At 35.1% G+C, this 24,570-nt stretch carries 19 protein-coding genes and 1 rRNA gene; 11 read left to right on the forward strand and 9 right to left on the reverse strand.

Annotated elements, in window-relative coordinates:
• Positions 1-236: 236 nt before the first annotated feature.
• From CRO00_RS09800 to CRO00_RS09820, 5 genes are all read left to right on the forward strand, one after another.
• Positions 237-2,951, forward strand: coding sequence for a penicillin acylase family protein (locus tag CRO00_RS09800; RefSeq protein ID WP_097073507.1), 2,715 nt, complete (start codon positions 237-239; stop codon positions 2,949-2,951).
• A 117-nt stretch (positions 2,952-3,068) separates the two neighbouring features.
• Positions 3,069-4,133 (forward strand): PQQ-dependent sugar dehydrogenase, encoded by a 1,065-nt coding sequence (locus CRO00_RS09805; protein WP_419865873.1) that lies wholly within the window; start codon positions 3,069-3,071, stop codon positions 4,131-4,133.
• A gap of 12 nt (positions 4,134-4,145) precedes the next feature.
• Complete coding sequence (locus CRO00_RS09810; protein ID WP_097073509.1) at positions 4,146-4,571, forward strand: SRPBCC domain-containing protein; 426 nt, start codon at positions 4,146-4,148, stop codon at positions 4,569-4,571.
• Positions 4,572-4,726: 155 nt separating this feature from the next.
• Positions 4,727-5,287 carry an RNA polymerase sigma factor gene (locus CRO00_RS09815; RefSeq protein WP_097073510.1) on the forward strand — a complete coding sequence of 187 codons (561 nt, stop codon included), beginning with the start codon at positions 4,727-4,729 and terminating at the stop codon, positions 5,285-5,287.
• Entirely contained in the window at positions 5,268-6,881 is a 1,614-nt protein-coding gene (locus CRO00_RS09820; protein WP_097073511.1) for a DUF4179 domain-containing protein, read from the forward strand. The genes CRO00_RS09815 and CRO00_RS09820 overlap by 20 nt, the downstream gene beginning before the upstream one ends.
• Positions 6,882-6,924: 43 nt before the next feature.
• Here the strand turns inward: CRO00_RS09820 and CRO00_RS09825 are convergent, their stop codons facing one another.
• The 7 genes from CRO00_RS09825 to CRO00_RS09855 all read right to left on the reverse strand — a co-directional run bounded on the left by CRO00_RS09825 (position 6,925) and on the right by CRO00_RS09855 (position 16,024).
• Complete coding sequence (locus tag CRO00_RS09825) at positions 6,925-9,807, reverse strand: ATP-binding protein (RefSeq protein WP_097073512.1); 2,883 nt, start codon at positions 9,805-9,807, stop codon at positions 6,925-6,927.
• Positions 9,797-10,165, reverse strand: coding sequence for a response regulator (locus CRO00_RS09830; RefSeq protein WP_097073513.1), 369 nt, complete (start codon positions 10,163-10,165; stop codon positions 9,797-9,799). The genes CRO00_RS09825 and CRO00_RS09830 overlap by 11 nt, the downstream gene beginning before the upstream one ends.
• 34 nt (positions 10,166-10,199) lie before the next feature.
• Complete coding sequence (locus CRO00_RS09835) at positions 10,200-11,612, reverse strand: glycosyltransferase family 2 protein (RefSeq protein ID WP_097073514.1); 1,413 nt, start codon at positions 11,610-11,612, stop codon at positions 10,200-10,202.
• Complete coding sequence (locus CRO00_RS09840) at positions 11,590-12,654, reverse strand: HEAT repeat domain-containing protein (protein WP_097073515.1); 1,065 nt, start codon at positions 12,652-12,654, stop codon at positions 11,590-11,592. Before CRO00_RS09840 ends, CRO00_RS09835 begins: the two co-directional genes overlap by 23 nt.
• Positions 12,655-14,274 (reverse strand): GGDEF domain-containing response regulator, encoded by a 1,620-nt coding sequence (locus CRO00_RS09845; protein ID WP_237658371.1) that lies wholly within the window; start codon positions 14,272-14,274, stop codon positions 12,655-12,657. It lies immediately after the preceding gene.
• 207 nt (positions 14,275-14,481) lie between these two features.
• Positions 14,482-15,144, reverse strand: a complete 663-nt coding sequence (locus CRO00_RS09850; protein ID WP_097073517.1) for a GNAT family N-acetyltransferase — start codon at positions 15,142-15,144, stop codon at positions 14,482-14,484.
• 22 nt (positions 15,145-15,166) lie between these two features.
• Positions 15,167-16,024 carry a carbon-nitrogen hydrolase family protein gene (locus CRO00_RS09855; RefSeq protein ID WP_097073518.1) on the reverse strand — a complete coding sequence of 286 codons (858 nt, stop codon included), beginning with the start codon at positions 16,022-16,024 and terminating at the stop codon, positions 15,167-15,169.
• 162 nt (positions 16,025-16,186) lie between these two features.
• Here CRO00_RS09855 and CRO00_RS09860 point away from each other — a divergent pair, with 162 nt between their 5' ends.
• The 4 genes from CRO00_RS09860 (at position 16,187) to CRO00_RS09875 (ending at position 21,934) form a co-directional block, all read left to right on the forward strand.
• Complete coding sequence (locus CRO00_RS09860) at positions 16,187-17,926, forward strand: ABC transporter ATP-binding protein (protein WP_097073519.1); 1,740 nt, start codon at positions 16,187-16,189, stop codon at positions 17,924-17,926.
• Positions 17,919-19,724 (forward strand): ABC transporter ATP-binding protein, encoded by a 1,806-nt coding sequence (locus CRO00_RS09865; RefSeq protein WP_097073520.1) that lies wholly within the window; start codon positions 17,919-17,921, stop codon positions 19,722-19,724. The genes CRO00_RS09860 and CRO00_RS09865 overlap by 8 nt, the downstream gene beginning before the upstream one ends.
• A 183-nt stretch (positions 19,725-19,907) precedes the next feature.
• A complete protein-coding gene (locus tag CRO00_RS09870) occupies positions 19,908-20,621 on the forward strand; it encodes an N-acetylmuramoyl-L-alanine amidase (RefSeq protein WP_097073521.1) in 714 nt (237 codons plus the stop codon).
• A gap of 257 nt (positions 20,622-20,878) precedes the next feature.
• Positions 20,879-21,934, forward strand: coding sequence for an Mrp/NBP35 family ATP-binding protein (locus tag CRO00_RS09875; protein ID WP_097073522.1), 1,056 nt, complete (start codon positions 20,879-20,881; stop codon positions 21,932-21,934).
• 64 nt (positions 21,935-21,998) lie between these two features.
• Here the strand turns inward: CRO00_RS09875 and gerD are convergent, their stop codons facing one another.
• Positions 21,999-22,613 (reverse strand): spore germination lipoprotein GerD, encoded by a 615-nt coding sequence (gene gerD, locus CRO00_RS09880; protein WP_161946657.1) that lies wholly within the window; start codon positions 22,611-22,613, stop codon positions 21,999-22,001.
• A gap of 147 nt (positions 22,614-22,760) precedes the next feature.
• Here gerD and CRO00_RS09885 point away from each other — a divergent pair, with 147 nt between their 5' ends.
• Positions 22,761-23,456: a KinB-signaling pathway activation protein gene (locus CRO00_RS09885; protein ID WP_097073524.1), complete on the forward strand. Its 696-nt coding sequence runs from the start codon at positions 22,761-22,763 to the stop codon at positions 23,454-23,456.
• A 56-nt stretch (positions 23,457-23,512) separates the two neighbouring features.
• On the opposite strand, the gene CRO00_RS09890 is transcribed toward CRO00_RS09885, so the two are convergent.
• Positions 23,513-24,166 (reverse strand): hypothetical protein, encoded by a 654-nt coding sequence (locus CRO00_RS09890; RefSeq protein ID WP_097073525.1) that lies wholly within the window; start codon positions 24,164-24,166, stop codon positions 23,513-23,515.
• A 344-nt stretch (positions 24,167-24,510) separates the two neighbouring features.
• On the opposite strand from CRO00_RS09890, the gene CRO00_RS09895 reads away from it, so the two are divergent.
• Positions 24,511-24,570, forward strand: a 16S ribosomal RNA gene (locus tag CRO00_RS09895); the annotation flags it as partial.

Here is a 24,570-nt window from a genome sequence, read left to right on the forward strand (position 1 = left end):
ATTATCTAAATTGTTTGACAATTGAAGTTGATAGTTATACTCTATATAAAGTTAATAGTTTCTACCGTTTTAATAGTGTTATATGGGGAGATAGGGTTTTGGATTTTCACCCATTTCTACTATGACAAAATTAATGTATAGCGTTTTAAAAGCGTTATATAAGAAAAAGGTGGAAAGGAGGGTTGTGTTTTAAAGTTATATCATTTTCATAGTTTAATTAAAGGAAGGGGTTCTATATGAAGAAGAATGCTGTATTCGTCTTATTGCTTAGTTTAATGTTAGTTTTTACAACATTTCCACCTAGTTATGCTGCTGAGAATGAGAATTCAGTTGTCACAATTCATCGTGATGAGTATGGAGTACCACATATTTATGCCAACTCAACTGAAGAATTATATAAGGCATATGGTTATGTTATGGCGCAAGACCGCTTGTTCCAACTTGAAATGTTCAAACGAGCAAATGAAGGGACACTTTCTGCTGTGTTTGGAGAACAATATTTAAAACGCGATGAAACTATGCGTCGTGATGGTTACAACGACGAAGAAGTACAAAAGATGATTGATAAAATGGACCCATTCGCTAGAAATATATTAAAAACCTTTGCAAGTGGGATTGATTCGTATGTGGTAGAAGCGATGAATAACCCAGGAGATAAACTTTCTAAAGACTTCAAGGACTATGGTTTAGAACCTGAACGTTGGAGTGCGGTTGATGTGCTCCGTCTGTATATGGCTTCTATGACCGCCTTTATGGACCAGGAAACTGAGATGACAAATGCCCAAATGTTAGCTAATTTAACTACACAGTTTGGCGAGGAAAAAGCTCAACAAATTTTCAACGACTATATTTGGGATAATGACCCGGACTCTCCTACTAGCATCAACTCTGAAGCTACTTTAGGTACATTTACGCCATTTGGGAGCAATACAACAAGTGATGCTGTAGTGAAAGCTGCTGAAGAACTGAATGAAGATCGAATAGCGTTTCAACAGCAAACAGAAGAATTAGGATTGCCAACAAAAGTTGGTAGTAATGCTGTCATCATTGGTCCTACAAAATCTAAATCAGGTAATCCAATTATGTTTGGTGGACCTCAAGTTGGACTTACAGCACCTGGGTTTATTTATGAGGTAGGTCTTCATGGCCCAAACATTGATATTCAAGGGTCAAGTTTCATTGGCTATCCATTTATTATGTTTGGTGCGACACAAGACTTTTCAATGGGTGCAACTGCTGGATATGGGGATGTAGTCGATATTTTTGAAGAGAAACTAAATCCAAATAACCCTAGCCAGTATATGTTCAAAGGTGAATGGCGTAACTTTGAAAAGCAAACCGAAATAATTGAAGTAAAACAAAAGGATGGCACAACGAAGAAAGTTTCTAAAGAATTTGAATACAGTGTTCATGGGCCAGTTATTTCAAAGGACCCTAAAAGTGGAGTTGCTTATACAAAAGCATGGACGTTCCGTGGTACAGAAGCTGATAGTTGGGCGGCATATTTAAGCATGAACTACGCTAAAAATGTGGATGACTTTGCTGAAGCTGCACGTGACTACACAATGACATTAGATTGGTTCTACGCAGACAAGGAAGGGAATATTGCATTCTTCCATACGAGCAAGTCTCCAATTCGTGATGAACGTGTAGATTGGCGTTTACCGACACTAGGAACGGGCGAGTACGAATGGAAAGGTTTTAGAGACCCTAAGGACAACCCGTATGAAATAAATCCGGAAAGTGGTTTTATTACAGGGTGGAATAACAAACCATCTCAACATTGGAGTAATAATTCACAAAATAGTAGATGGGGCATTAATAACCGCGTTCACAAGTTTATTGATGGGATCAATGCGCGGGATTTACTAACTTTTGATGATGTAAACGAAATCAATTATGCAGCGAGCTTTGCAAACCTAGATGAAAAATGGTTTAAACCATACCTTTTAGAATTGCTATCGAAACAAGAAGGTTCTGTATACAAAGAGACACATAGTTTACTAGAAAAGTGGAATGGTTTAAATGAAGATGTGGACAAAGACGGCTATTATGATGCCACAGCTGCGGATAGAATTTTAAATGCTTGGATCGCTCAACTGTCTAAAAATGTGATTGAGGATGATTATGCACAAGTGAATAAAGATTTACTTATTCACATTCTACAAGGAGAGAAATCAAATTTAAAACCTCAGTATGAATGGTTAAAAGAAAATAAATCGATTGAAAAACTAGCATTAGTAAGTTTTGACCAAGCAATGGTATCACTGAAAGAGAAATATGGCGATACAATTGAAAAATGGACGCCACAACCTATTCAGAAGCAAACCTTTGCGGGAGAGTCATGGATTGGATGGAAATATGGTGCTGGTGATGATACGGAATTTATCGTGATGAACCGAGGAAGTGAAAACCATTTTGTTGAGTTGACACCAGATGGCCCAATCGGAATGAACGTGACACCTCCAGGGCAAATTGGCTTCATTTCACAAAATGGAGAATATTCTCGGCATTATTCCGATCAAATTGACTTATATATCAATTTTGAATATAAGCAAATGTTGTTTAATAAAGAGGATGTTTTAAAGAATGCGGTGAATACTTTGACGCTTGATTTTAGTAAGATTTCAATCGGTGAAGCTATAAATAAGGAAACTGGTAATGTAACAGTTTCAGGTTATATTGTAGGAAATGCGAAAAATGCAAAGAATATAGCATTAAAATCAAACTTCTATAACAATGGTAATCTTTTAATTGCAGATCAACCGAATGAAACGGATGTTTCTAAGATGATGTTAGTGACATTAACTGGAGAAAACCAAAAATCGTATGGTTTAAAAGAAAACCCGAACAATCTCGGTAAGCTTATTGTAATTAAGGGTGAGCGCCATAAAGAGCAATATGGGATTGCCCAATTAATGAAAACAGAAGTGATAAGTATAGAAGAATAGGTATTATTAAGCTGTCCGGATTGTTTCGGGCAGTTTTTTTAATTCCTTAGATAATAGAAATTTATAAAATAAAATGGTAATAATAGGATTAAACTTAAATCGAAAGTAGAGGGTAAATTGAAGAAGATATTTATGTTATTGATTGCATCTTCCCTAATGTTAATGGCGTGTAATAACAAACAATCAGAGGACATTCCCGTAAGTACAATTTCACAAAACCAAATTGAGGTGATGGCAGAGAATTTAGAAATTCCGTGGTCAATTCAAAAACTAGGAAACACATTTTATCTATCTGAAAGGGTTGGAAGTATTGTAAAGGTAGAAGGAGATAGGCAAGAACGTCAGCAAGTTGAACTTAAAAAGGAATTAGCAACAGCAGCAGAGGCAGGGTTATTAGGGTTTGTTCTTGATCCTAATTTTCAACAAACAAATCTTGCCTATGCCTACTACACATACGAAAATAGCTCAGGACAATATAATCGGATTGTTACACTACAATTAGAAAACAATGTTTGGAGAGAAGAACAATTACTATTCGATAACATCCCAAGTGGACCATTTCATCATGGCGGAAGACTTAGAATCGGACCAGATAATAAGCTTTATGCTACGACGGGTGATGCGCTCGAGTCAGCTCTTGCACAAGATTTAAATTCATTAGGCGGGAAAATACTCAGAATGAATTTGGATGGCTCGATTCCAAATGATAACCCATTTCCTAATTCGTACATTTACAGTTATGGGCATCGTAACCCTCAAGGATTAACTTGGCTAGCAGATGGTTCTCTTTATGCAAGTGAGCATGGCAACGATGCAAATGATGAAATAAACAAAATTGAAGCGGGTAAAAATTACGGTTGGCGAATTATACAAGGGAATGAAAAAAGAGAAGGATTGGAAACACCGATTTTTACTTCGGGAAGTAATGCAACATGGGCTCCTTCTGGCATGGACCATTATAACGGCAAATTGTATGTTGCTGCGTTACGAGGCGCGGGAGTTTATGAATTTAACCTTGCTAATAAAGAGTCAGAAAAAGTAATTTCAGGATTAGGCAGAATTCGTGATGTGTTCATAGATGAAGAGTTTCTTTACTTTATTAGTAATAACAAGGATGGTCGAGGAAATCCCCAAGAAAATGATGATAAATTATATCGAGTTTCGATATCCCAATTTCAATAAGGAGTTGTAGAAATGAGGAACATTACAAAAATGAGCATTTTAAAACCAGCAAATGAAGTATTTGAAGCTTTTGTAAATCCATTAAAAATCGGTAACTTCTGGTTTTCATCAAGTTCAGAACGATGGGAGCAAGGAAAAACGATCACATTGCGATATAAAGAGTATGACTATGATGGTCTGATAAAAATACAAAAGGTTATCCTCAATGAAAAAATCGTTTTTGAGGATGAAACAAACCATATCGTTACGATTCAACTAAATGAACAAACACCATCTCATACAATTATTGAAATTACAGAGGAAGGTTTTAATGAAAATGAACCAGACCTTATTGATCAGTTAATCGATAACAAAGAGGGTTGGGTCTACATGATGACTTGTTTAAAGGCATATTTAGAATTTGGTGTGACGCAGCTTAGAAGCGCTTTAGTTAAATAAGAATTACGTGTGCCCTAAACCATTTTGTAGTTTAGGGTTTTTTTATGTGAAAATTTTTTCCACAAAAGTGAAATTTTTTCATAACTATATCCGTTATAGTAATTGAATACATGAAAACGACTCATGCGCATGGACGTTTACTTAAGGAGGTTTCTATGAAAGAGGAGCTAGAATTGATTGAGAGTGTCTTAGCAGGTAATAAACAAGCCTACGCACACATCATCAATCAATATAAAAATCAGTTGTATGCACTCGTATTACGGATGACGAAAAACCCACAAACAGCACAAGATTTCGTACAAGAAATTTTTATAAAAGTGTACCAGCAGCTCGGTAAGTATGACAAGAAAGGTTCTTTTTCCAGTTGGCTTTACCGAGTAGCAATCAACTACTGTATGGATGAGTTCCGAAAGAAGAGCTACCAAATGAAGCAGGTTGAAATAGAAGACGAGCAAGTCATCAACCACAACAACCCAGAGATCGTATTTTTCAAAAAGGAAAAAAGCCGTCAATTAGAAAAGCTCATTGCTATGCTACCAGAAGATGAACGGCTAATTATTTTGTTACGATTTGTTAATGAACTTTCTTACCAAGAAATAAGCGACTTACTAACGATTTCAATTTCAGATGTTCGCAATAAACTCCATCGGGCAAAGAAAAAAATGCGAATGACAGTAAAACAAGGGGGCTATTTTTATGAACTGTGTGAAGGCTGATCAACTGTCTCAATATGTTGACCGATTGTTGACGGAACAAGAGAATAAACAAATTGAAGAGCATCTAGTGAATTGTGCGATGTGTAAACAAATCGTTACTATGCTTGAAGAGGAAAATGACTTTTTACAAGAAACATTAAAATCACCAACGTTACCTGAAGACTTTGCCACAAACGTATTAGAACAGTTAGAACCATACAAACAAGTAGCTAAACCTAAAAAACGTGTTTGGAATCGTATGTTGATTACAGCAGCAGGTGTTGCTCTAGCCTTTGGGGTTTCTACTACATTTAGTCCAAGCTTTGCGGAATTAATTGGTGGCATCTTTGGAAAGCAAGTAGTAGATGAAGGGTTAAAAATGGCCAATGAAGCTGGATTTGGAGAGAGAGTAAATCTTTCTGTTACGGACAAGGGGCTAACATTTAAAATTGAAGATGTTATTGCAGATACGTCTCGAATTGCTCTATCGTACCAAGTGTTAAATAGTAAAGGCATTGCAAAAGACCCGGCATTAAATGAACATGATCTAAATAGCGGTAATGAAATAACGTTATATGATCATAATGGCAAAAAGCTAATACTATTGGACAGTAGTTATTCACAGGAAGATGGTTATGCATTATTGGAATATTCACTTAGAGAACTTCCATCGTTAGATTCGATTACTGTAAAATTTAATTTAACAGAGCTAGATGGTGTAAAGGGAAATTGGCAATTAGAAGTGCCAATCGATTTAAAAGAGATAAGTAAGCAAACGAAGACGTATGCGCTACAAGATGAAGAGTTTACAGCGGGTGGAGTTCATGTAACTTTAGATGAATTGAAAATCGCACCAACATCAGCTGATTTCGATTATGAAACATCTTTTACAAAAGATGAATTAAACAAGATTGAGAATCAATTGGATGCTTTAAGCAATAAATTAGGTGAAAATATAATAAAAGGTTTTAACGGAACTTACGAGACTTCTCTAGGTTACCGAATTGAAAACGCAAATGGAGACTCAATTTTTAAGCATAAAGGCTTTATCGAAGGAAAGGGGCACCCGATTTTAGAAGGTGGACTTCAGGGTTCAGGTAAGTGGAAATCGCAAATAGGCCATGTTGAATGGAAGGATTCATTTATCCCTTCTAAAAATCAAGAGAAGCTTACATTTGTATTAGATGGTGTATTTAAAACTGTACCGTCTGATTTCTCGATTAACATCAAACCTGAAAAGTTAACATCTTTCGAATTTGAAGGAAATCATATTACTGTAAAAGATGTAAAGGTGGAAAATAATCTTTCCCTTGAAAACTCTATAACTCCAATAAAAAATGAGAAAAGTTTAAAAATCGAGATGGAAGGTAGTAGAGAAGCAAAGGCATCCCAAATCGTTAATTGGGTGTTGGTGGATGAGAAAGGCAAAGCTTATGAAGTAAATGGTACGGGCGAAATATCAGATGAAAAGAATGCAGATGGTTTCTATAAAACAAAGAATATTCTTGAGGTTCCAGGTATCACTGAAGTGCCAAATGAGTTTACGTTATATGTAGTTACTGTCACTCAGTATGAAGAATTAGATGAAAAATGGAAGGTTCACTTAAATAAATAAAATTAACGAGTAGCAAGGGTGATTCTTGCTACTCGTTACATTTTTAAACCTCTTCTTTCGGTATCATGATTTGACCGTGTTTACCGTTTACTAAAAGGGTTTGCATAATCGTATTTGAAAGTTTGCTCGGACTATAGGGTTTTAATAAGTAATCTTGTGCTCCGAGTGAATATCCACGCTGCTTTTCATCAAAGGCAGAAGAAATAAAGATAGGGATATCTTTAAGCTTATCATCTTTTTTCATTTCCTCCATAATCGCCCAGCCATCCAACTCATTTTCCTCAAGTTTGATATCTAGAACTAAAGCATCTGGTGGAGATATCTTCATTTGTTTTAAAGCGGTGGATCCATTGTTGAAACATGAAACTTGAAACCCATTTCCTATTAACTCTTGTGATAATAAATCAGCTAAGCTTTTATCATCTTCTATAATGACAACATTATGGTGTTGCTTTATGTTTACATTCTTTTCTGAGTTTTTCATATCTTCTAATATAATTTTGGGGAAAGTTAATGTGAATACACTTCCTTTTCCAAGTTCTGAATCAACAGAGATACTACCATCGTGAATTTTAACGATTTCTGAAACAATGGATAAACCTAAGCCTGTTCCACCAATGTGGCGATGGTCGGTATTATCAATTCGATAAAACTTCTCAAAAAGGTGTGGAATTGCATCATTTGGAATCCCTAATCCTTCATCTTTAAAGTCAATTTTTAATGAATTTTCATCTTCCCGTATACGAACAACAATGTCCCCGCCTTTTGGAGAATATTTGATTGCATTGTTTAAAAGATTACCAAAGACTTGTTCTATCCTGCTTTTATCACCAAGGATTCTTGTTTGTTGTGCACCAATAGATAAGTGAATTTGATGTATTAATGTTTGGACTTGTTGATGTTCAATTACCTTTTCAAGAATTGGAACAATATTAATAAACTTTTTATCATACGTTTGTTTTCCAGATTCCATTCGCTGTATATCTAAAAAGTCGTTAATTAAAGCAGATAGACGTTGAGCCTCATTAAAGATAGTTTTTAGGTATTTTGTTTTTCTTTCTGGTTTTAATTCTTTATGCAGTAAAAGTTCAGTAAACCCTAGAACACTTGCTAAAGGGGTACGTAACTCGTGGCTTACTGTACTCACAAACTCAGATTTCATTTGATCGACTTCGAATTCTTTCGTAATATCTCGGTGAACAATAATCGTTCCGGTTTCCTTTTCGCCGTTGAACATTTTTTTACAATAAACTTGAATGACACGAGAATCTTGCTTCATGTGGTAAATAAACGATGTTGGCTCTACATGATTATCCCTAGAAGCATAAGATATTGCTTGATCTAGAGAAGGGATAAATTGCTCATCTTCTATTTTCGATGCTAATGTGGAACTCCAATCCGACCATGAAAGACCAATAATCTCATTCGTATTCCCAATGCATTCAAACATTTCACTGAACTCATGGTTTATTTGAAGAATGTTTCGGTTTTCATCGATTAATTGTATCCCTTCTTGAACCGTGTTTAAAATATCTTGATTAATAATTCTTTCTTCTTCAGAGCGTTCGTATAATTTGATTTTTTCTAGTGAAATAGCAATTTGCTTTGTAAGGATTTGATACTCTACGGTTTCCTTCTCTGAGTACGTGTTCCCCAAACGACTATAAACCATAATTGCTTCTATATCCTGATTAGCTGTAATAATTGGAATATACAAATCAGTAATATAGTTAGTAGCTTCATGGTAGCCTTTTTCAGAGGTTTCCTGTTGACGTTTTACAACAAATGCTTTTCTTGTGTTCAGTAGACGTTGGATAAGCCCTGAATCTAAGTTGTTTCTAAATTGTTGTACACCTGTTTCTGACACACCAAAAGAAGAATATGCATCCTCATGAAGAAACGTAATTAAGCCACAATCAGAAAACGTTATTTTACACATGTTTACAACAATACTATATAGAACGTCCTTCTTGTCTAGAGAGGTTGATATGCCATTAATTAATGCATTACTTCTCGTTAGTTTCTCTTCATTATCCATAAGAATGCTTAGTGTTTCCTGTAGTTGATCTTGTCCAGCTTGCAATTCCTCTTGCTGTGCCATGAGTTCTTCATTTTGCGCAATTAAATCTTGTTCCTTCACTTGAAGAGTGGTAATCATTTTTTCAAAAGCAATTGACAATGTACCTAATTCATCTTTTCGATTAGGGTATGCTTTTATCACAGCCTCTTTACCTTCTGCAATTTCATTAGCGGCATTTGCAAATTCCGATAATGGCTGACCAATATTCGTAAATACTCTTTTAACAATTCTTTGTAATGTGAAAAGAAATAGAAGAATAAAAAGAATAAATATAACTTGAATATAAGTTTGATTTTGAGTTAGGTTTTGTACATTTTGTTCAAGGGCTTTTCCAATCGACATAATTGAACTTTGCATCGAGTTTCGGAAAGTTTTGACCTCTGGAAGTATGATATTGTTCGAAAGTTTATCCAGCTGTTGTTGATTTCCACTTTCATACACTTCTAAAAATGAAGGCAGAATAAATGAATAAAACTCATTGGAAAAATCTCGAACCATATTAGCGTGAGTAATATCTCTTCCGCCATTTTCCAATGAAGTCTCTAAACTTTCTATTAATCGCTCAATCTCATCTTGTTGACTATATAACTGGCTTTCAATTAATGGATTAGCTAATGTAGTAGAAGCCCCCATATCAATAAAAGTTGTATTAAATAAATCGTTAATTTGAATTAATAAATTTCTTTCGTTTACAATTTTTTGGCGTTCTTCAATATACCCTTGATTTGCCTGGTATTGAATATAAAACAAAACAATCGTTCCTAATATGAAACATGCAATACTGATTCCAAATAAATAGACTACTTGATTAGATAAGCTTCGTTTTATATGTTCGTTAACTTTCATTTAAGATGTCCTCGACCAATTGTACGAGTTTAATCGGACTAAAAGGTTTACTCATAAAATAATCTGCCCCCGCTTCTAAAACACGGTCTTGTTCAGCTTGTTGACTTTTCGCAGAGAGCATTAGTATTTTAACTCGATTTTCGCCTTCAGTAGAACGAATCTTCTTTATAACATCTAAACCACTCAAAATGGGCATCATATAATCTAGTATTAAAAGATCATACTTCCCATCTTCATATAAATCTAAAGCTTCCTGGCCATCCGCTGCTTCATCCACTTCATATCCTTCATCTTCAAGGGTATCAACCACTAACATTCTTAAAACTTCTTCATCTTCAGCTAATAAAATTTTCTTCATTTCTTTTTCCTCTTTCATTGTTTATAAGGTCATTTCACTCAGATATTCCTTTTCGTTTCATTTCGCCCCATTGATGTTTCCCTCTCATAACATTCCAAATGCCCTCTAATCTCCAGAAGACAGTGAGTGGTCGATACCAAAATGTTTCTGTAAGGGAATAAAGAAAGAGGTTAATAATATCACTTACTTTCGGATATTTTCGTAGGCTCCACTCTTCTAATAGGACCGCGCCCATTGAAAAGATAGAACCATATAAAAACGATAGTAAGAAAAGTAACAACGATATTTCTAAATAAATACCACCAATAAAGAAAGAAGTAATCATGTAGAGATACCCGGTAAATTCTACAATTGGACCGAAAAATTCAACAATCCAAAAATAGGGGAGTGAAATAAAACCGATATTGCCGTATTTAGGGTTTGCGAGCATCTTCTTATGTGCCCATAGACTTTCGAAAAGGCCTTGATGCCAGCGTCTTCTTTGTCTTCTTAAATAAGTAATTTCTTCAGGTACTTCTGTCCAACAAACTGGATCGGGAATATAAACGATTTGTTTTTTTGCATTTTTCTCTTTTATTAATCGATGAAGACGTATCACTAGCTCCATATCTTCTCCAACAGTATCCCGCTTGTACCCACCAGCTTCGAGTACCCAGCTTTTCGAAAATACGCCGAAAGCACCAGAGACAATTAGCAGTAAATTATGTCGACTTAATCCGATTCGACCCATTAAAAATGCACGTAAATATTCAATCGTTTGCATAATGGCAAGCGGGTTTTCAGATAATCCTACTTGTAGCACATTTCCGTTTTGTATCTTACAACCATTGGCGATACGAATACTCCCACCTGATGCAATAACATCATTGTTTGAATCTAAGATTGGCTTCATTACTTTGATAAAAGCATCTCTTTCTAAGATGGAGTCTCCATCTAAAGAACAAAAGTAAGGGTAGTTCGAAAAATTAAGGCCAGCGTTTAATGCATCTGCCTTTCCACCATTCTCTTTATCTATTAAATATAGATTAGGCAGAACTTCTGATTGGTAAATGGCTTTAATTTGATTTGTTGGAATCACCGTTCGAACCACTTTATCAACAGGAGTCATATCGTAAGTTTTAATCATCTTTTCTAATGTTGAATCTTTAGAGCCATCGTTTATGACAATAATTTCGAATAGAGGATAATGAATATTTAACAAAGAGCGGACACTTTGTATGATGCCCGCTTCCTCATTGTAAGCAGGTACCAAAATGGATATAGGCTTTACATTATCCCCATAAATATGCTCAATAAAGGATTGATCAAGTTTCAAACGGTATTCTTTTCTTAGCTGAATGGCCGATGTGACAAAGATAAATAAATAAAAAGCAATGATAATGATTGTGTATAACGTAATCATGAATCCGATTAAGAGTGCGATATCACTCCAAATGGTTTCTGGCATTCTCATTCTTTACTCCTTTTTGTAGCCATTCTAATGCTAAATCTTTTGCGAACTGGTCTTGTTCTGTTTGTACAACGTCCTGCAGTATTTCAGTACTATTAGGATAAGAAGCAATAGCATGTCCAGCTTGAGTTCGAACCCACCAAATAGGGTCGCGTAAAAGCTCTCTTAACGCTGGTAAATACTGTTGTTCTTTAACGGTACCTAATAATTTTGCCGTAAGCATTCTTTCTTCCCAAACCATTGAGTGGACTAACGGAATGAACTTATTAATATCCTGTGCATACCCAAGCTTTACTAATGCTTTGTATGATCGAATTCGTTCCTCTCCAATCGAATGTTTGAAAATATCTTCAACTAAGTGGATATACTGCAAATTACTTGTAATATAAATAACGTCCAGAAGAGCATATTTTAATTGCGCATTGTGTTGGTGGTAATTTAAAAATAGTAAATCGAGTAATTGGTGGTTTAGCTTTAATAGGATTCCTTTATAATCACTATCAGACATAAAATTAAACTCACTAACATATTCCACAATTTTAGGGTGTTGAAATGTTGCTAAAATCCTTAACATTTGAACTTTTTCTGTTTGGGACGTTTTACGATGGTCCATACGATTTAACATAGTTGGGATTAACGATTCCATCCCTAATTCTTCGATGTAGTAGAGCGTATTCATTCTAGTACTCCATCGTCTACTAGATAAATTCTTTACGTATATATGTTTAAAATGATGATCTGCAAAATCCAGAATATGCATTTTTACTTTTTCTTCAGTTAGCACTTCAGCATAATTTACAAATAGTTCTTCCATTGCTTGTAGATAGACTCTTTTTTTAAACGTAAAACTATTTCCAAAATACCCTTCCAACAAATAGTTGATCACGGATGGTTGCAACTTGTTTTTTACATCAGCAAGTTGGTTTTGATGCTTTATTTCAATAAATTTTCGTATGACTAAATAACCGAGCAAACTGATTAATCCTACAAAGAGCACTAAATTGAGTATGGACAGAAATAAAATTTCTTGGTTAAACATTTAATTTACTCTTTTAAGAAGTCTAGTAATTCTTGCTTCTAATTCAGTTGTACTAAATGGTTTTGTTACATAATCATCTGCACCTAATTTTAGCGCGCGGGCAATATCTTCTTCCCGTTTTCTACCTGTTAGCATGAGAACAGTAAATTTGTCTGAATTTTCTCCAGCTTTCACTGCTTGTAGTACTTCTAAACCATCCATTCCTGGCATCATCCCATCTAAAATGAGGAAGTGCTCCTCCCCATTTTGAGCAGAATCCGATTTTAAAAACGAAGGACCATCTTCATATATACCTATGTTTATATCAAGCTGTTCGTTTTGGATTCCACTAAGTAATTTACCGAGTATGGATCGAATAATAATATCATCATCTACTACTGAAATATTCAGTACTTTTTTAACTGATGGATCGATATTCACTTTAGAACATTCTACCCGAGCTCTTCCTAAACGTTTTGCTTCATATAAGGCAGCATCGGCTTCTCTTATAGCTGTTTTAAGGGGAATGTGTAAATCGTTCACTGTATAGATTCCAGCAGAAAATGAAATTGAAAAAGGGGTGTCCTCATAAGTAAATAGTTTTTCGGAAAATTCCTCTATCAGATTAGTCAGAAGCTTTTTTACTTCATTTTCATTGGACCTTGGGAAAGTGATAATAAATTCCTCGCCGCCAATTCGGTAAACTCTATCTACATTGCGCACTTGCTCTTTCAGGAATTGTGCAAACTCTTTTAATACAAGGTCTCCTGTTAAGTGACCATATGTATCATTTACTTTTTTGAAATGGTCTAAATCTAGAATACTTACAACAAATGCTTGGCCTGTTCTCTTATAATCCTGTAATAGTCTAGAAAAATTGTCTTCTAAAAATTTACGATTGTATACTTGTGTTAACTCATCGATTAAAACGGATTGGTCAAACATTTGTTTGCGATATAAATGCCTTTCAACACGAACTAAAAATTCATCAAGTTCGATTGGTTTTGCAATAAAATCATCTGCACCATTTTGATAGGCTTTTATTCTTGTTTCTTTATCATTATTCACACTGATGATAACTCTAGGAATGAAGTACTTTTCAATATGTTGCTGTATTTCTTTTAAGGCTTCAAATCCTAACTTTGTTGGTAGTTGATAATCGATAATTAGACAATCTGGCTTTAGTTGATAGTATTGTTCAACGGCTTTCTCAGGATCAACACTTGTAATGACCATCCAACCGTTTTCTTCTAAACTATCTTTTAATAAAATAAGCATAGAAACATCATCATCAATCACTTGGATAAGTGGTTTTTGCGGGTCTCGAGTATTGTCGTCTTCAGAAACTTCTTCTTCAAAATGTTCATATTGATAGGATAATTCAATCAGTTTGAAGAGATAATCTTTCAGTTCTTGTTTATGCCAGTTAAATTCACTTTTTTCATCTAGTTGCTCTAGTAACTTAATGGAGAGTTGAGCTAATCCATTAAGATTTAAAGTACCAGAAGTTCCTTTTAGTGAATGGAGAAAACGATAAACTTCAGTAGATGGTATTGTTTCATATTCATTTGAATCAAACCATTTTGATAAATTTTGTTTTATATTTTGAAAAAGTAAACTTTTATACTTTTGTAGGTTCAAGGTAATTCCACCTTTCATTCATAAAGGTACTAAATTAATTTTACAACATTTATAAAGAACTATCATGAAGTAAAATTTTCTTGTTTTGATACTTAAATCATATCGTTTATTTTGATTTTTGCTATATAAAAAAAGAGTAGAATGTTAACTTTTTTCTACTCTTTTCATAGTGTTTATTATTCGTTTACATTTTTTGTTACTAAAACGTTACTTTAACGGATTTTTCCATTCCATTAGAACGCCAAAATTTTGCGATTCTTCGTCGTCTAAATAATTTTCCACGACTGCAATAGGCAATCTACCACACCGTAATAAAAATGAAATAACGGAATCATGTAATTCTCCGCGCATCACCTTTTCAACATATTCGTTAGCTGTCATATTTGCTGAGTGTTTATGATATCCCGGTATTCGTCCACCCCCAAGCAATCTGTCTAGCCCTTTATTAATGACAACATGGTACATTGCTTGCATCATGATTTTGCCAAGCCCAAGTGAACGATAACTTGGACGAACACTAATATCAACTATATAAAGTGTATTACCCTTTGGATCGTGGTTTGTAATATACCCAGAGTCGGTTGCTTCAGCCCAAGAGTGAGCTGGATGGGCGGGGTCAAATTGTACGCATAGCCCTGTTAATGAGCTAACAACCTTTCCGTCTATCTCTATGCATAGAGCACCTTCTGGAAATAAGGTAACGTGATTCGTTAACTGTTCTTTATTCCACCATAATTCTTGTGGAAAAGGAGGGGGGAAACATTCAGATTGTATCTCAATTAAGTCATCGAAATCTTCTTTCGTGTAGTTCCGAATTGTAATATGAACTGGTTTACCTTGCTCAAACAACAGCTGCTCACTGCGATACATAGTAAAGCTCCTTTCGAATTATCTACTCCCAATCAGTGTATAAATCTACTCGTCTATCACGCCATGTCGTAACAGAACCTTTTTCACGTACCTTGTATAAAAGCTCTAAATCAAGGTCAGCTGTTACAAGCATATCATTGTTAATTTCGCCCTCAGCTAAAAGCCCTTTAGGAGGGAATGGAACATCATTTGGTGTAATAATTGCTGCCTGACCAAAGTTTGCACGCATAAAGTCGACGGTAGGTAATGCGCCCACTGTTCCTGTAAGTACTACATATACTTGATTTTCAATTGCGCGGGCATGGCTTGTATAGCGTACACGATGGAAGCCATGACGGTCATCCGTGCACGATGGACAGAAGATGACATCGGCACCGCGAGCTTTTGCCATACGAACGATTTCAGGAAATTCAATATCATAACAAGTAAGTATCGCGATTTTCCCTTTATCCGTTTCAAAAATGTTTAAACCATCGCCACGAGACATATTCCATTCATTCACTTCTGTTGGTGTAATGTGGATTTTATCTTGTGTTCCAATTTTTCCATCTGGATAGAATAGATGCGCGGTATTTCGTAATTTGCCTTCAACTTCGATTACATGAGTACCTGCAATAATATGAACGTTATATTTTTTAGCAAGTGTAGTAAATAAATTGCGATATTGCTCAGTGAAAGTTGGCAAGTCATTAATTGTTAATGCCTCTCCGTTTTCGCCTTTAATTGATAATAATTGGGTAGTAAAAAATTCGGGGTATAAAACAAACTCTGTATCGAATTCTAAAGCTGCTTTTAAATAGTGCTCACATTGCAGTGCAAAGTCCTCAAAAGAATCGATTGTATGTAAATGATATTGAATAGCTGAAACTCGTAATTTCATAGGGAAAATCCTCCTGTTTCTAATATTTTCTATATAGTAGCATACATAACTTCAGTGAGAAAAAACAAAGGCATTATGAAAATAATTCTCATTTAACTATTGAGAAATAAAATCAATAAGAGTAGTATTTCTAACAGATAAAAAGAACATGAGGTGCATTGAATGAAGGCTGCGTGGAAGCTAAGAAAATATTTAAGTCCATACATCTTCTTTGCCATACTTGCTCCATCAATGATGATTCTTGAGGTTGTGATGGATTTAGTACAACCGACCATATTACAGAAAATTATTGATAATGGAATTGCAAATGGTGATGAAAAATATATCATGAGCATGTTTGCATTAATGATTTTAGCTGCTTTTTTAGGTCTAATTGGAGGGATCGGGTGCTCCACATATGCGACAAAAACGGCAGTTAACTTTGCAACAGATATTCGACAAGAGTTATATGAAACAATCACTCGTTTTTCGGAACGCAATAAAGATCACTTTACATTAGGGAAACTAATAACTAACTTAACAATGGATGTAGAGACGTTGCAGCGAGCAATTATCATGTTGTTAAAAGTATTCGTTCGTGGACCATTAATGTTTATTGGTGCCATTATTTTTGTATACATAACGGCGCGAGAACTGTTTTCTGTTCTTCTATATGTGGTGCCGCTACTTGCCATTAGTGTCATTGTCTTAACTCAATTAACGGGTAAATTTTTCAGAAAAGTACAAGAAGCTGTGGACATTATGAACACAAAAGTACAGGAAAACCTGGCGGGAATACGGGTAATTAAGGCGTTTAACCGTAAAACTTATCAAATGAAGCAATTTCTTGAAGTGAACGGACTTTTAACAAAGCGTAATATTACAGCAGAACAAGTGGTAGCAGTACTAATGCCATTAACCGCTTTAATTGTGAATATGGGTCTTGTCTATGCGCTATGGATTGGAGCTATTAAAGTTGACAATAACACACTTGAAGTAGGGGTGATTTTAGCCTTCATCAACTATTTAATGATGATTATGAACGGATTAATGAGTTCTAGTAATGTCTTAATTCAAATTGCACGTGCAATCCCGAGTGCTGAACGAATTGTCACTGTCCTTGAAGAACCGAATGATATCCTTAATCCAGCTGAACCGATGAAAACAAAGCTCCGCGGAGAAGTAGAATTTAAAAACGTTAGTTTCTCTTATACGAAGCAAGGGGAGCCGGTATTAAAAAACATCTCTTTCCAAGCAAAAGCTGGAGAAACGATTGGGATTATTGGGATGACAGGTAGTGGGAAATCAACCATGATGAAATTACTTCCTCGTATTTTTGATGTAGACGAAGGGGAAGTATTAATTGATCGCCAACCAATTCAAAACTATGATTTACAGATTTTAAGACAATCGATTGGCTATGCACCTCAAAAAGCTGCTCTTTTTTCCATGTCAATTGAAGAAAACTTAAAATATGGCAAATCAGATGCCAATGTAAATGAAATAAATGTAGCATTGGAAGCTTCGTGCGCTGCAGAATTTGTAGAAAAGCTATCGGAACAAGAACAGCATGTATTAACACAAGGAGCTACGAATTTGTCGGGGGGCCAAAAACAACGATTAGCAATGGCCCGTAGCTTTATTCGTAAGCCAGCAATTTTAATTTTAGATGATACCACTTCAGCAGTTGACGCAATCTCTGAAAAGAAAATCCAACAGGCAATTACAACAAACTTTCCAAATAGTACAAAGTTTATCGTTTCTTCAAAAGTATCTTCTATTAAAAATGCGGATCAGATTCTCGTCATTGATGATGGTCATTTAATTGCTTCTGGTACCCATGATGATTTACTAAAGTCTTGTGAGCATTATAAAGAAATCGTTGAAACACAAGTGGAGAAAGGAGGCGTACTTAATGACTAATGAAGCAAAGTCGACAAGAACCGGCTTAGAACGGGGACATGGTTTTAAAGGTCCAGTGGTCAAACCAAATAACCAAAAAGCTGCTTTAAGCCGTATTTGGAGCTACCTTCAATTGCAACCAACAGGCATTATATTTGCGACATTATTCGTTATTGTCTCTTCCATTCTTAGCTTATTAGGTCCATTATTTATTGGAATCATCATAGATCAGTATATAATTCCTAGCGATTTATCCGGTACGGTTAGGATGTTAATCATACTTGCATTTATTTATTTAGGATCATCCGTCTTTTCATGGTTACAAACATTTGTTATGGTACGTGTTTCATTAAATACAATTCAACGACTTCGAAAAGAACTTTTCGAAAAAATTCAAATGCTCCCTCTTTTTATTTTTGATAAACGTCAACAGGGGGATTTAATGAGCCGTATGACAAATGATGTGGATAATTTACATTTGGCCTTATCTCAAAGCGTTATTCAAATCGTTTCATCACTATTTACAATCATTGGGACTGCAGTTGCGATGTTTTATTTAAACTGGATGTTAGCCATTGTATCGCTGATTATCATTCCGCTTGTTGTCTATGCAACGAAAAAAATAATTAAAAGAAGTAGCGTGAACTATAAGGCGAGACAAGGAGATTTAGGAGAGTTAAATGGCTATATAGAAGAAAACATTTCAAATGCTAATATTATTACGTTATTCGGAAAAGAAGATGAGACAATCGCGCAATTTAAAAAGACCAATGAACGTTTGCGAACATCGGCTTTAAAAGCAGAGACGGTATCAGGCTATTTGCCACCAATTAATAACTTTATGAATAACATAGGAATTGGCTTCATTATTGGGAGTGGGGCATTGTTATCTGTAAATGGACTTGTAACGGTAGGTGTCATTGCGTCATTTGTAACCTACTCAAGACAATTCTTCCGGCCAATTAATCAATTGTCGAATTTACTCAATACATTCCAATCCGCCATTGCAGGTGCTGAGCGCGTATTTGAAATACTTGATGAGCAGGAAGAAGTAAAGGACGTACCGAATGCCATCGTAAAAGATCGATACGATGGTGATGTTGCTTTCCATTCTGTCGGTTTTTACTATAACGAAAATAAGCCAGTTCTCAATAATATTTCGTTTCATGCAAAAGCAGGAGAAACGATAGCTCTTGTAGGTCCAACTGGTTCGGGTAAAACAACAATTATCCAACTATTAAATCGGTTTTATGATGCAAAGCAAGGCCATATTACGATTGATGGTGAAGATACTACATCGTATCAGTTGGAAAACTTACGCAATCATATAGGTGTTGTTTTACAAGACACCTACTTGTTTTCAGGTACTGTTCGGGAAAATATTCGTTATGGAAAACTAAGTGCAACAGACGAGCAAGTAGAAAATGCGGCAAAAATTGCTTATGCTCACAATTTTATTAAATATTTGCCACATGGATACGATACGATGCTAGTTTCAGGCGGCATGAATTTAAGTCAAGGTCAACGTCAGCTAATTGCGATTGCTCGGGTGATATTAGAAGATCCAGATATCTTAATTTTAGACGAGGCTACATCAAGTGTTGATACAATGACAGAAGTACACATACAAAAAGGGTTAAACAACTTAATGAAAGGTCGAACTAGTTTTGTGATAGCCCATCGTCTTAAAACGATTGAGAACGCCGATCAAATATTAGTAATTAAAGACGGTGCTATACTTGAACAAGGCAACCACGAAAGTTTAATGAGTAAAAACGGATTTTATGCTAACCTTCAAAATCAATTACAAATTCAATAAAATATTTTACTGTCCATTTGTAAAAGAGTGGACAGTTTTTATTTTACCTATCTACTATTTTCGGCACTTTGTCCAACATATGACATTAAGTGGAGGTTCATATATTTGTTTGTAGAATACGCATACTAGTCCCCAATTTTGCGTATAGTAGTGCAAAAGGTTGCTAAAGGCGGTGTAATAGTTTTGAAGCGATGGATCGCTCTTGGAGTTATTTTGTTATGTTGTTTACTTGTCGTTGTTTATGAGACAAGCGCTTCCGATCGTAGTTTCTTTTTACCTGAACCATTAGGTGGGGTTAAAATCGTATTGGATGCTGGTCATGGTGGGATTGATGGTGGTGCATCATCAGGTGAAGTCATTGAAAAGGATGTTACTTTAGCAATTGCGCAAAAAGTTGAGCGTCAATTAAAGCGTATGGGTGCAGAAGTTGTAATGACACGTTCTACTGATGGAGATGTATTAGATGAACATGCTCCAAGTGAAGAGTTCTCCACATTAAGGGAAAGAAAAAAGGAAGATATTTTCTTTAGAGCTAATCTAGTGAAGTCAAATGAACCGGATATTTTTGTTACGATTCATGCAAATGCAATCCCAGAGGAGAAATGGCGAGGTGCACAAGTATTCTACCATAAAGAAGGACATGCCAATAGTGAATTGTTAGCGAAAGCAGTGCAATCTTCCATTAAAGATTCATTGCAAAATACAGATCGTGAAGCGATGGCAATTAAGCAAATTTATCTTTTAAAGAAAACTGAAGTACCTGCTATTTTAGTAGAAACAGGATTTTTAAGTAACAAAGAAGAACGTGACCTTTTATCGAGTAAAGATTATCAAGACAAGATGGCCCAGGCGATTGTTGATGGGATTGAAAGCTATGTGAATTTAGAGTTCCAATAAAGAGTTTGAAATTATTTGCGTAATATACTTTTACATCATTTTCTATTAAGGACCATAGATTAATTCGAGATTCCTCGATTTTATCTATGGTTCTTTTCTTTTAAAAGAGGATAAAATTGGTGATAATCTTAATAAAGTTAGGTAACAATGGAGTATGATGTTTGATTGTGGAAGTAATAGTGAGAATGTTTCATTAAAGCATTCAAATACCACTGTGTTATACTATTATTGGAAGTAAATAATGGGGAGTGTTTCAAGTGATAAACGAACAAAAAGTCCGTGACGCTTTAAGTCAATTACAAGATCCTTTTTTACATAGATCGTTTGCTGAAACGAATGCGATTACAAACGTATCCATTAAAGAAGAAAAAAATCACGTTAGTGTGAAAATAGCGATAGCTAAAACAAACACACCAGAACAAATGCAATTACAAATGAAAATAGTTGAACTATTAAAAGAAGCTGGTGCCTCTACAGTAGGTATTCGCTTTGAAGAATTATCACCAGAAGTGCTAGAAAGTTTCCGTGGTCAAGCAACAGAATCTGAAGTCCATGATTTGCTATCTCCACTTTCGACAGTTCAATTTATTGCAATTGCTTCTGGTAAAGGTGGCGTTGGTAAATCAACAGTTTCTGTCAATTTAGCAGTAGCGCTGGCTCGACTTGGTAAAAAAGTAGGCTTAATTGATGCAGATATTTACGGTTTTAGTGTTCCAGATATGATGGGCATTCAAGATATGCCAGTTGTGAAGGAAGAAAGAATTTACCCTGTAGAACGTAAAGGTGTAAAAGTCATTTCAATGGGATTCTTTGTAGAAAACAACGCACCAATCGTTTGGCGTGGGCCAATGCTTGGAAAAGTTTTAGATCAATTTTTCCGAGATGTTGAATGGGGAAATCTTGATTACTTATTACTAGACTTACCTCCAGGAACAGGTGATGTGGCACTTGATATTCATCAAATGTTACCATCCTCAAAGGAAATTATTGTGACAACACCACATCCGACTGCTGCTTTTGTAGCTGCTCGAGCGGGTGCGATGGCATTACAAACAAATCATGATATTTTAGGGGTTATCGAAAATATGGCATGGTTTGAGTCGAAATTAACTGGAGAGCGTGAATATGTCTTTGGTCAAGGTGGCGGTCCAAAACTTGCCGATGAATTAAGAACCGATTTACTAGGCCAAGTTCCTCTTGGACAACCTGATTGGACAAATGAAGATTTTGCACCTTCCATTTATGAAGAAGACCATCCAACAGGTCAAATTTATTTGAATATGGCACAAAAGGTTATTGATAAATTATCATGAAAAAAGAGGTGTCTCATTATTGAGACGCCTCTTTTCTTTCAGCTGAAAAGTAAAAGTGGTGAATTTATGAACCGCCACCGCCTTCTTCTCCACCTTCTTTTCCACCACTACCGCCTTCTTTACCGCCGCCTTCTTCACCGCCACCGCCTGAAGTTTCTCCGCTCTTTTTAATAATATCTATCCATTGTGTTTGTAAAAGTGGATCTTGAAGGGTTTCCATAACGACTTCTTCCATTTGTTTTCGTAAAGTTGAGCTTTTTAAGACAGTTTCAAGCTCTTTTTGCATATCTGCTTGTCCGAAAAATTTAACTAAGTCTTCCTGATAAGTTGCGTTTTTTATAAGATCCTTCATAATTTCTGTTTGTTGTTCTTTCATGCTTTTCGCCATAGCTTCCTTAAATTTTGGATCTTCGTAAGTTTTCTTCCAAAATTCTTCAGCATCTTTTGAAAGTAATGTTGTATTTATGGCTGTTTCAATTTGATCATGTTCAAGAACAATAAGCTCACGGAAACTCGGATCTTCTAATAGTTGACGAATGGCTTTTTTTCCATCCTCGGTTTGTACGGCATCAATCACCATTTTTTTAACCTCGTCATAGGAAAGGTTTGTATTTGTATTTTCGGAACAGCTAGCGAGCAAAAGTACTACGAACAATATGGGGAATATACGCTTTAGCACAAGTACCAGTCCTTTCTTAAAGACTCTCTTTCATTTATTGTTCACATTCTTACGCATAATATGTATGCAATTATGACTTCGATAGCTTTTTTACAATTGCATTGCTAAAATATAAAGGTATATTGAAAAAATGGAGGACGTTACGTCGTGACAATACGAAATTGGGTCAAATTTTTCTTTATGTGTTTAGTAGTTGGTGGTAGTGTTACCGGCATCGCAGGAATGATTATTCGTTGGAACTTTTTTCAACCCTATTTAGCTCAAGGGCAAATCGGTGAATTTCTAGCAGCCTTTTCCTGGATGATCTTCCTAGGGTTCACCATGAGTGTTATTGCACAAGCTGGTTTTTTTGCATATTTAACATTACATCAAGTAGGGATAGGTATTTTTAAAACGTTAACTTTATGGAACTGGGTTCAAGTTTTATTAATGGTTATTCTTATTGTTGATTTAATTGTATTCCGTTTTGTTCCAAGTGCAGAAAATGCAAGTGATTGGGTCTTTTATATCGGTCTTTTAATTTTTTTACTATTTGGTGCCATCGCAACATCCATGAAGAAAGTGCAGTTAACCGGGAAAAAACATGTGTTAATTTCTTCAATGTTCTTCATGATTGTTATTACATCATTAGAGTGGATTATTGCTTTAATGGGGCGCCAAGGAAATATTGATACATATGTAGCATTATTATTGTTCCCATTAATTGCAGTTAATGCATATCAATTATTGTCATTGCCAAAATACAATGAAAAATCTGATGAGGATCGTAAAAGGTTGGAAGAACGTAAAAAAGCGAGAAAACTTGCAAGAGAAGGAAAGAAAAACGCAAGTACGAATGCATAATACGCAAAAATCTAAAAAGGCTATTACCTATTTTTTAAGGTAGCAGCCTTTTTAATTTATGGCATTTTTTTAGTTTTAATCGAATAACCAAAAACATTTTCCTCTATGGATATAAACTTTTCGCTTTTAAGTAAATTTGAGACATCCTCAAAATTAAATTTAGATTTTTCGTGAAGCGGCAAAGTGACAATTGTACCTTTTGTAGTTTTATAATTTTTAGTATAAATTGTAGAAGGAGACAATAAGTTTACTTCTTCCTTAAACACAACTTGCATTAGTTCGGGATTAAATTCATAATCAGTTGTCATAAACCACAATGGCTTGTACTCAAAATGCTTTTGGTAGATTGCCAAATCCTTACTGAAATCATTAATTGAATATTTATCCTTGTTCTCCGCTCCTTCTCCCCCTAGAAGACCAGTTGGGAAATTTCTCTTTTTTATAATTTCTACTAGCTTAGGAGAGCGATCAATCCAATCCGCATCTAACATTAGTAAGGGATAAGGCTTGTTCGCTGATTGTAGCCATTCTTCTAACCCTTCATGAGAGAAGGAAATTTCCAAAACGAGAGATTGTCCATAATGACCTTTTGAAATAATAATAGGATCCTCAGTCATACGGAAAACAGAGACAAGTGAATTTTTTTCTGGAAAAACAAACAATGTTACTAAAAATACTACTGTTATTGTTAGCAACAATTTACGAATCATGTATCTTCCCCTTTTTAACTTAATTTCTTATATAAAATTAGTGCTTCATAAAAAACTTATGAATTCATATTGACTTTCATGAATAATTCGTTGTATTATGTAAAAGTTGTCATCATAACTAGTCAATAACTAGTTGAAACTTATTACTGAGAGTTGATTGGAAATAATTATTTTGACTAACATTTAAATATTTGTTACAATATGTTTGTCGCTTTTTGGAGCGATATATATGAACTTTGGAAACTGAACAACAAAACGTTAATGAATATAATTTCTCATTAATTTGAGAAATAACATTTTGACATCAATTTTGATGCCAGCAAATTTGAGCTTTATCAAATTCTTTTATGGAGAGTTTGATCCTGGCTCAGGACGAACGCTGGCGGCGTGCCTAATACATGCAA

This window comes from Ureibacillus xyleni, assembly GCF_900217795.1.
Lineage (GTDB): Bacteria > Bacillota > Bacilli > Bacillales_A > Planococcaceae > Ureibacillus > Ureibacillus xyleni.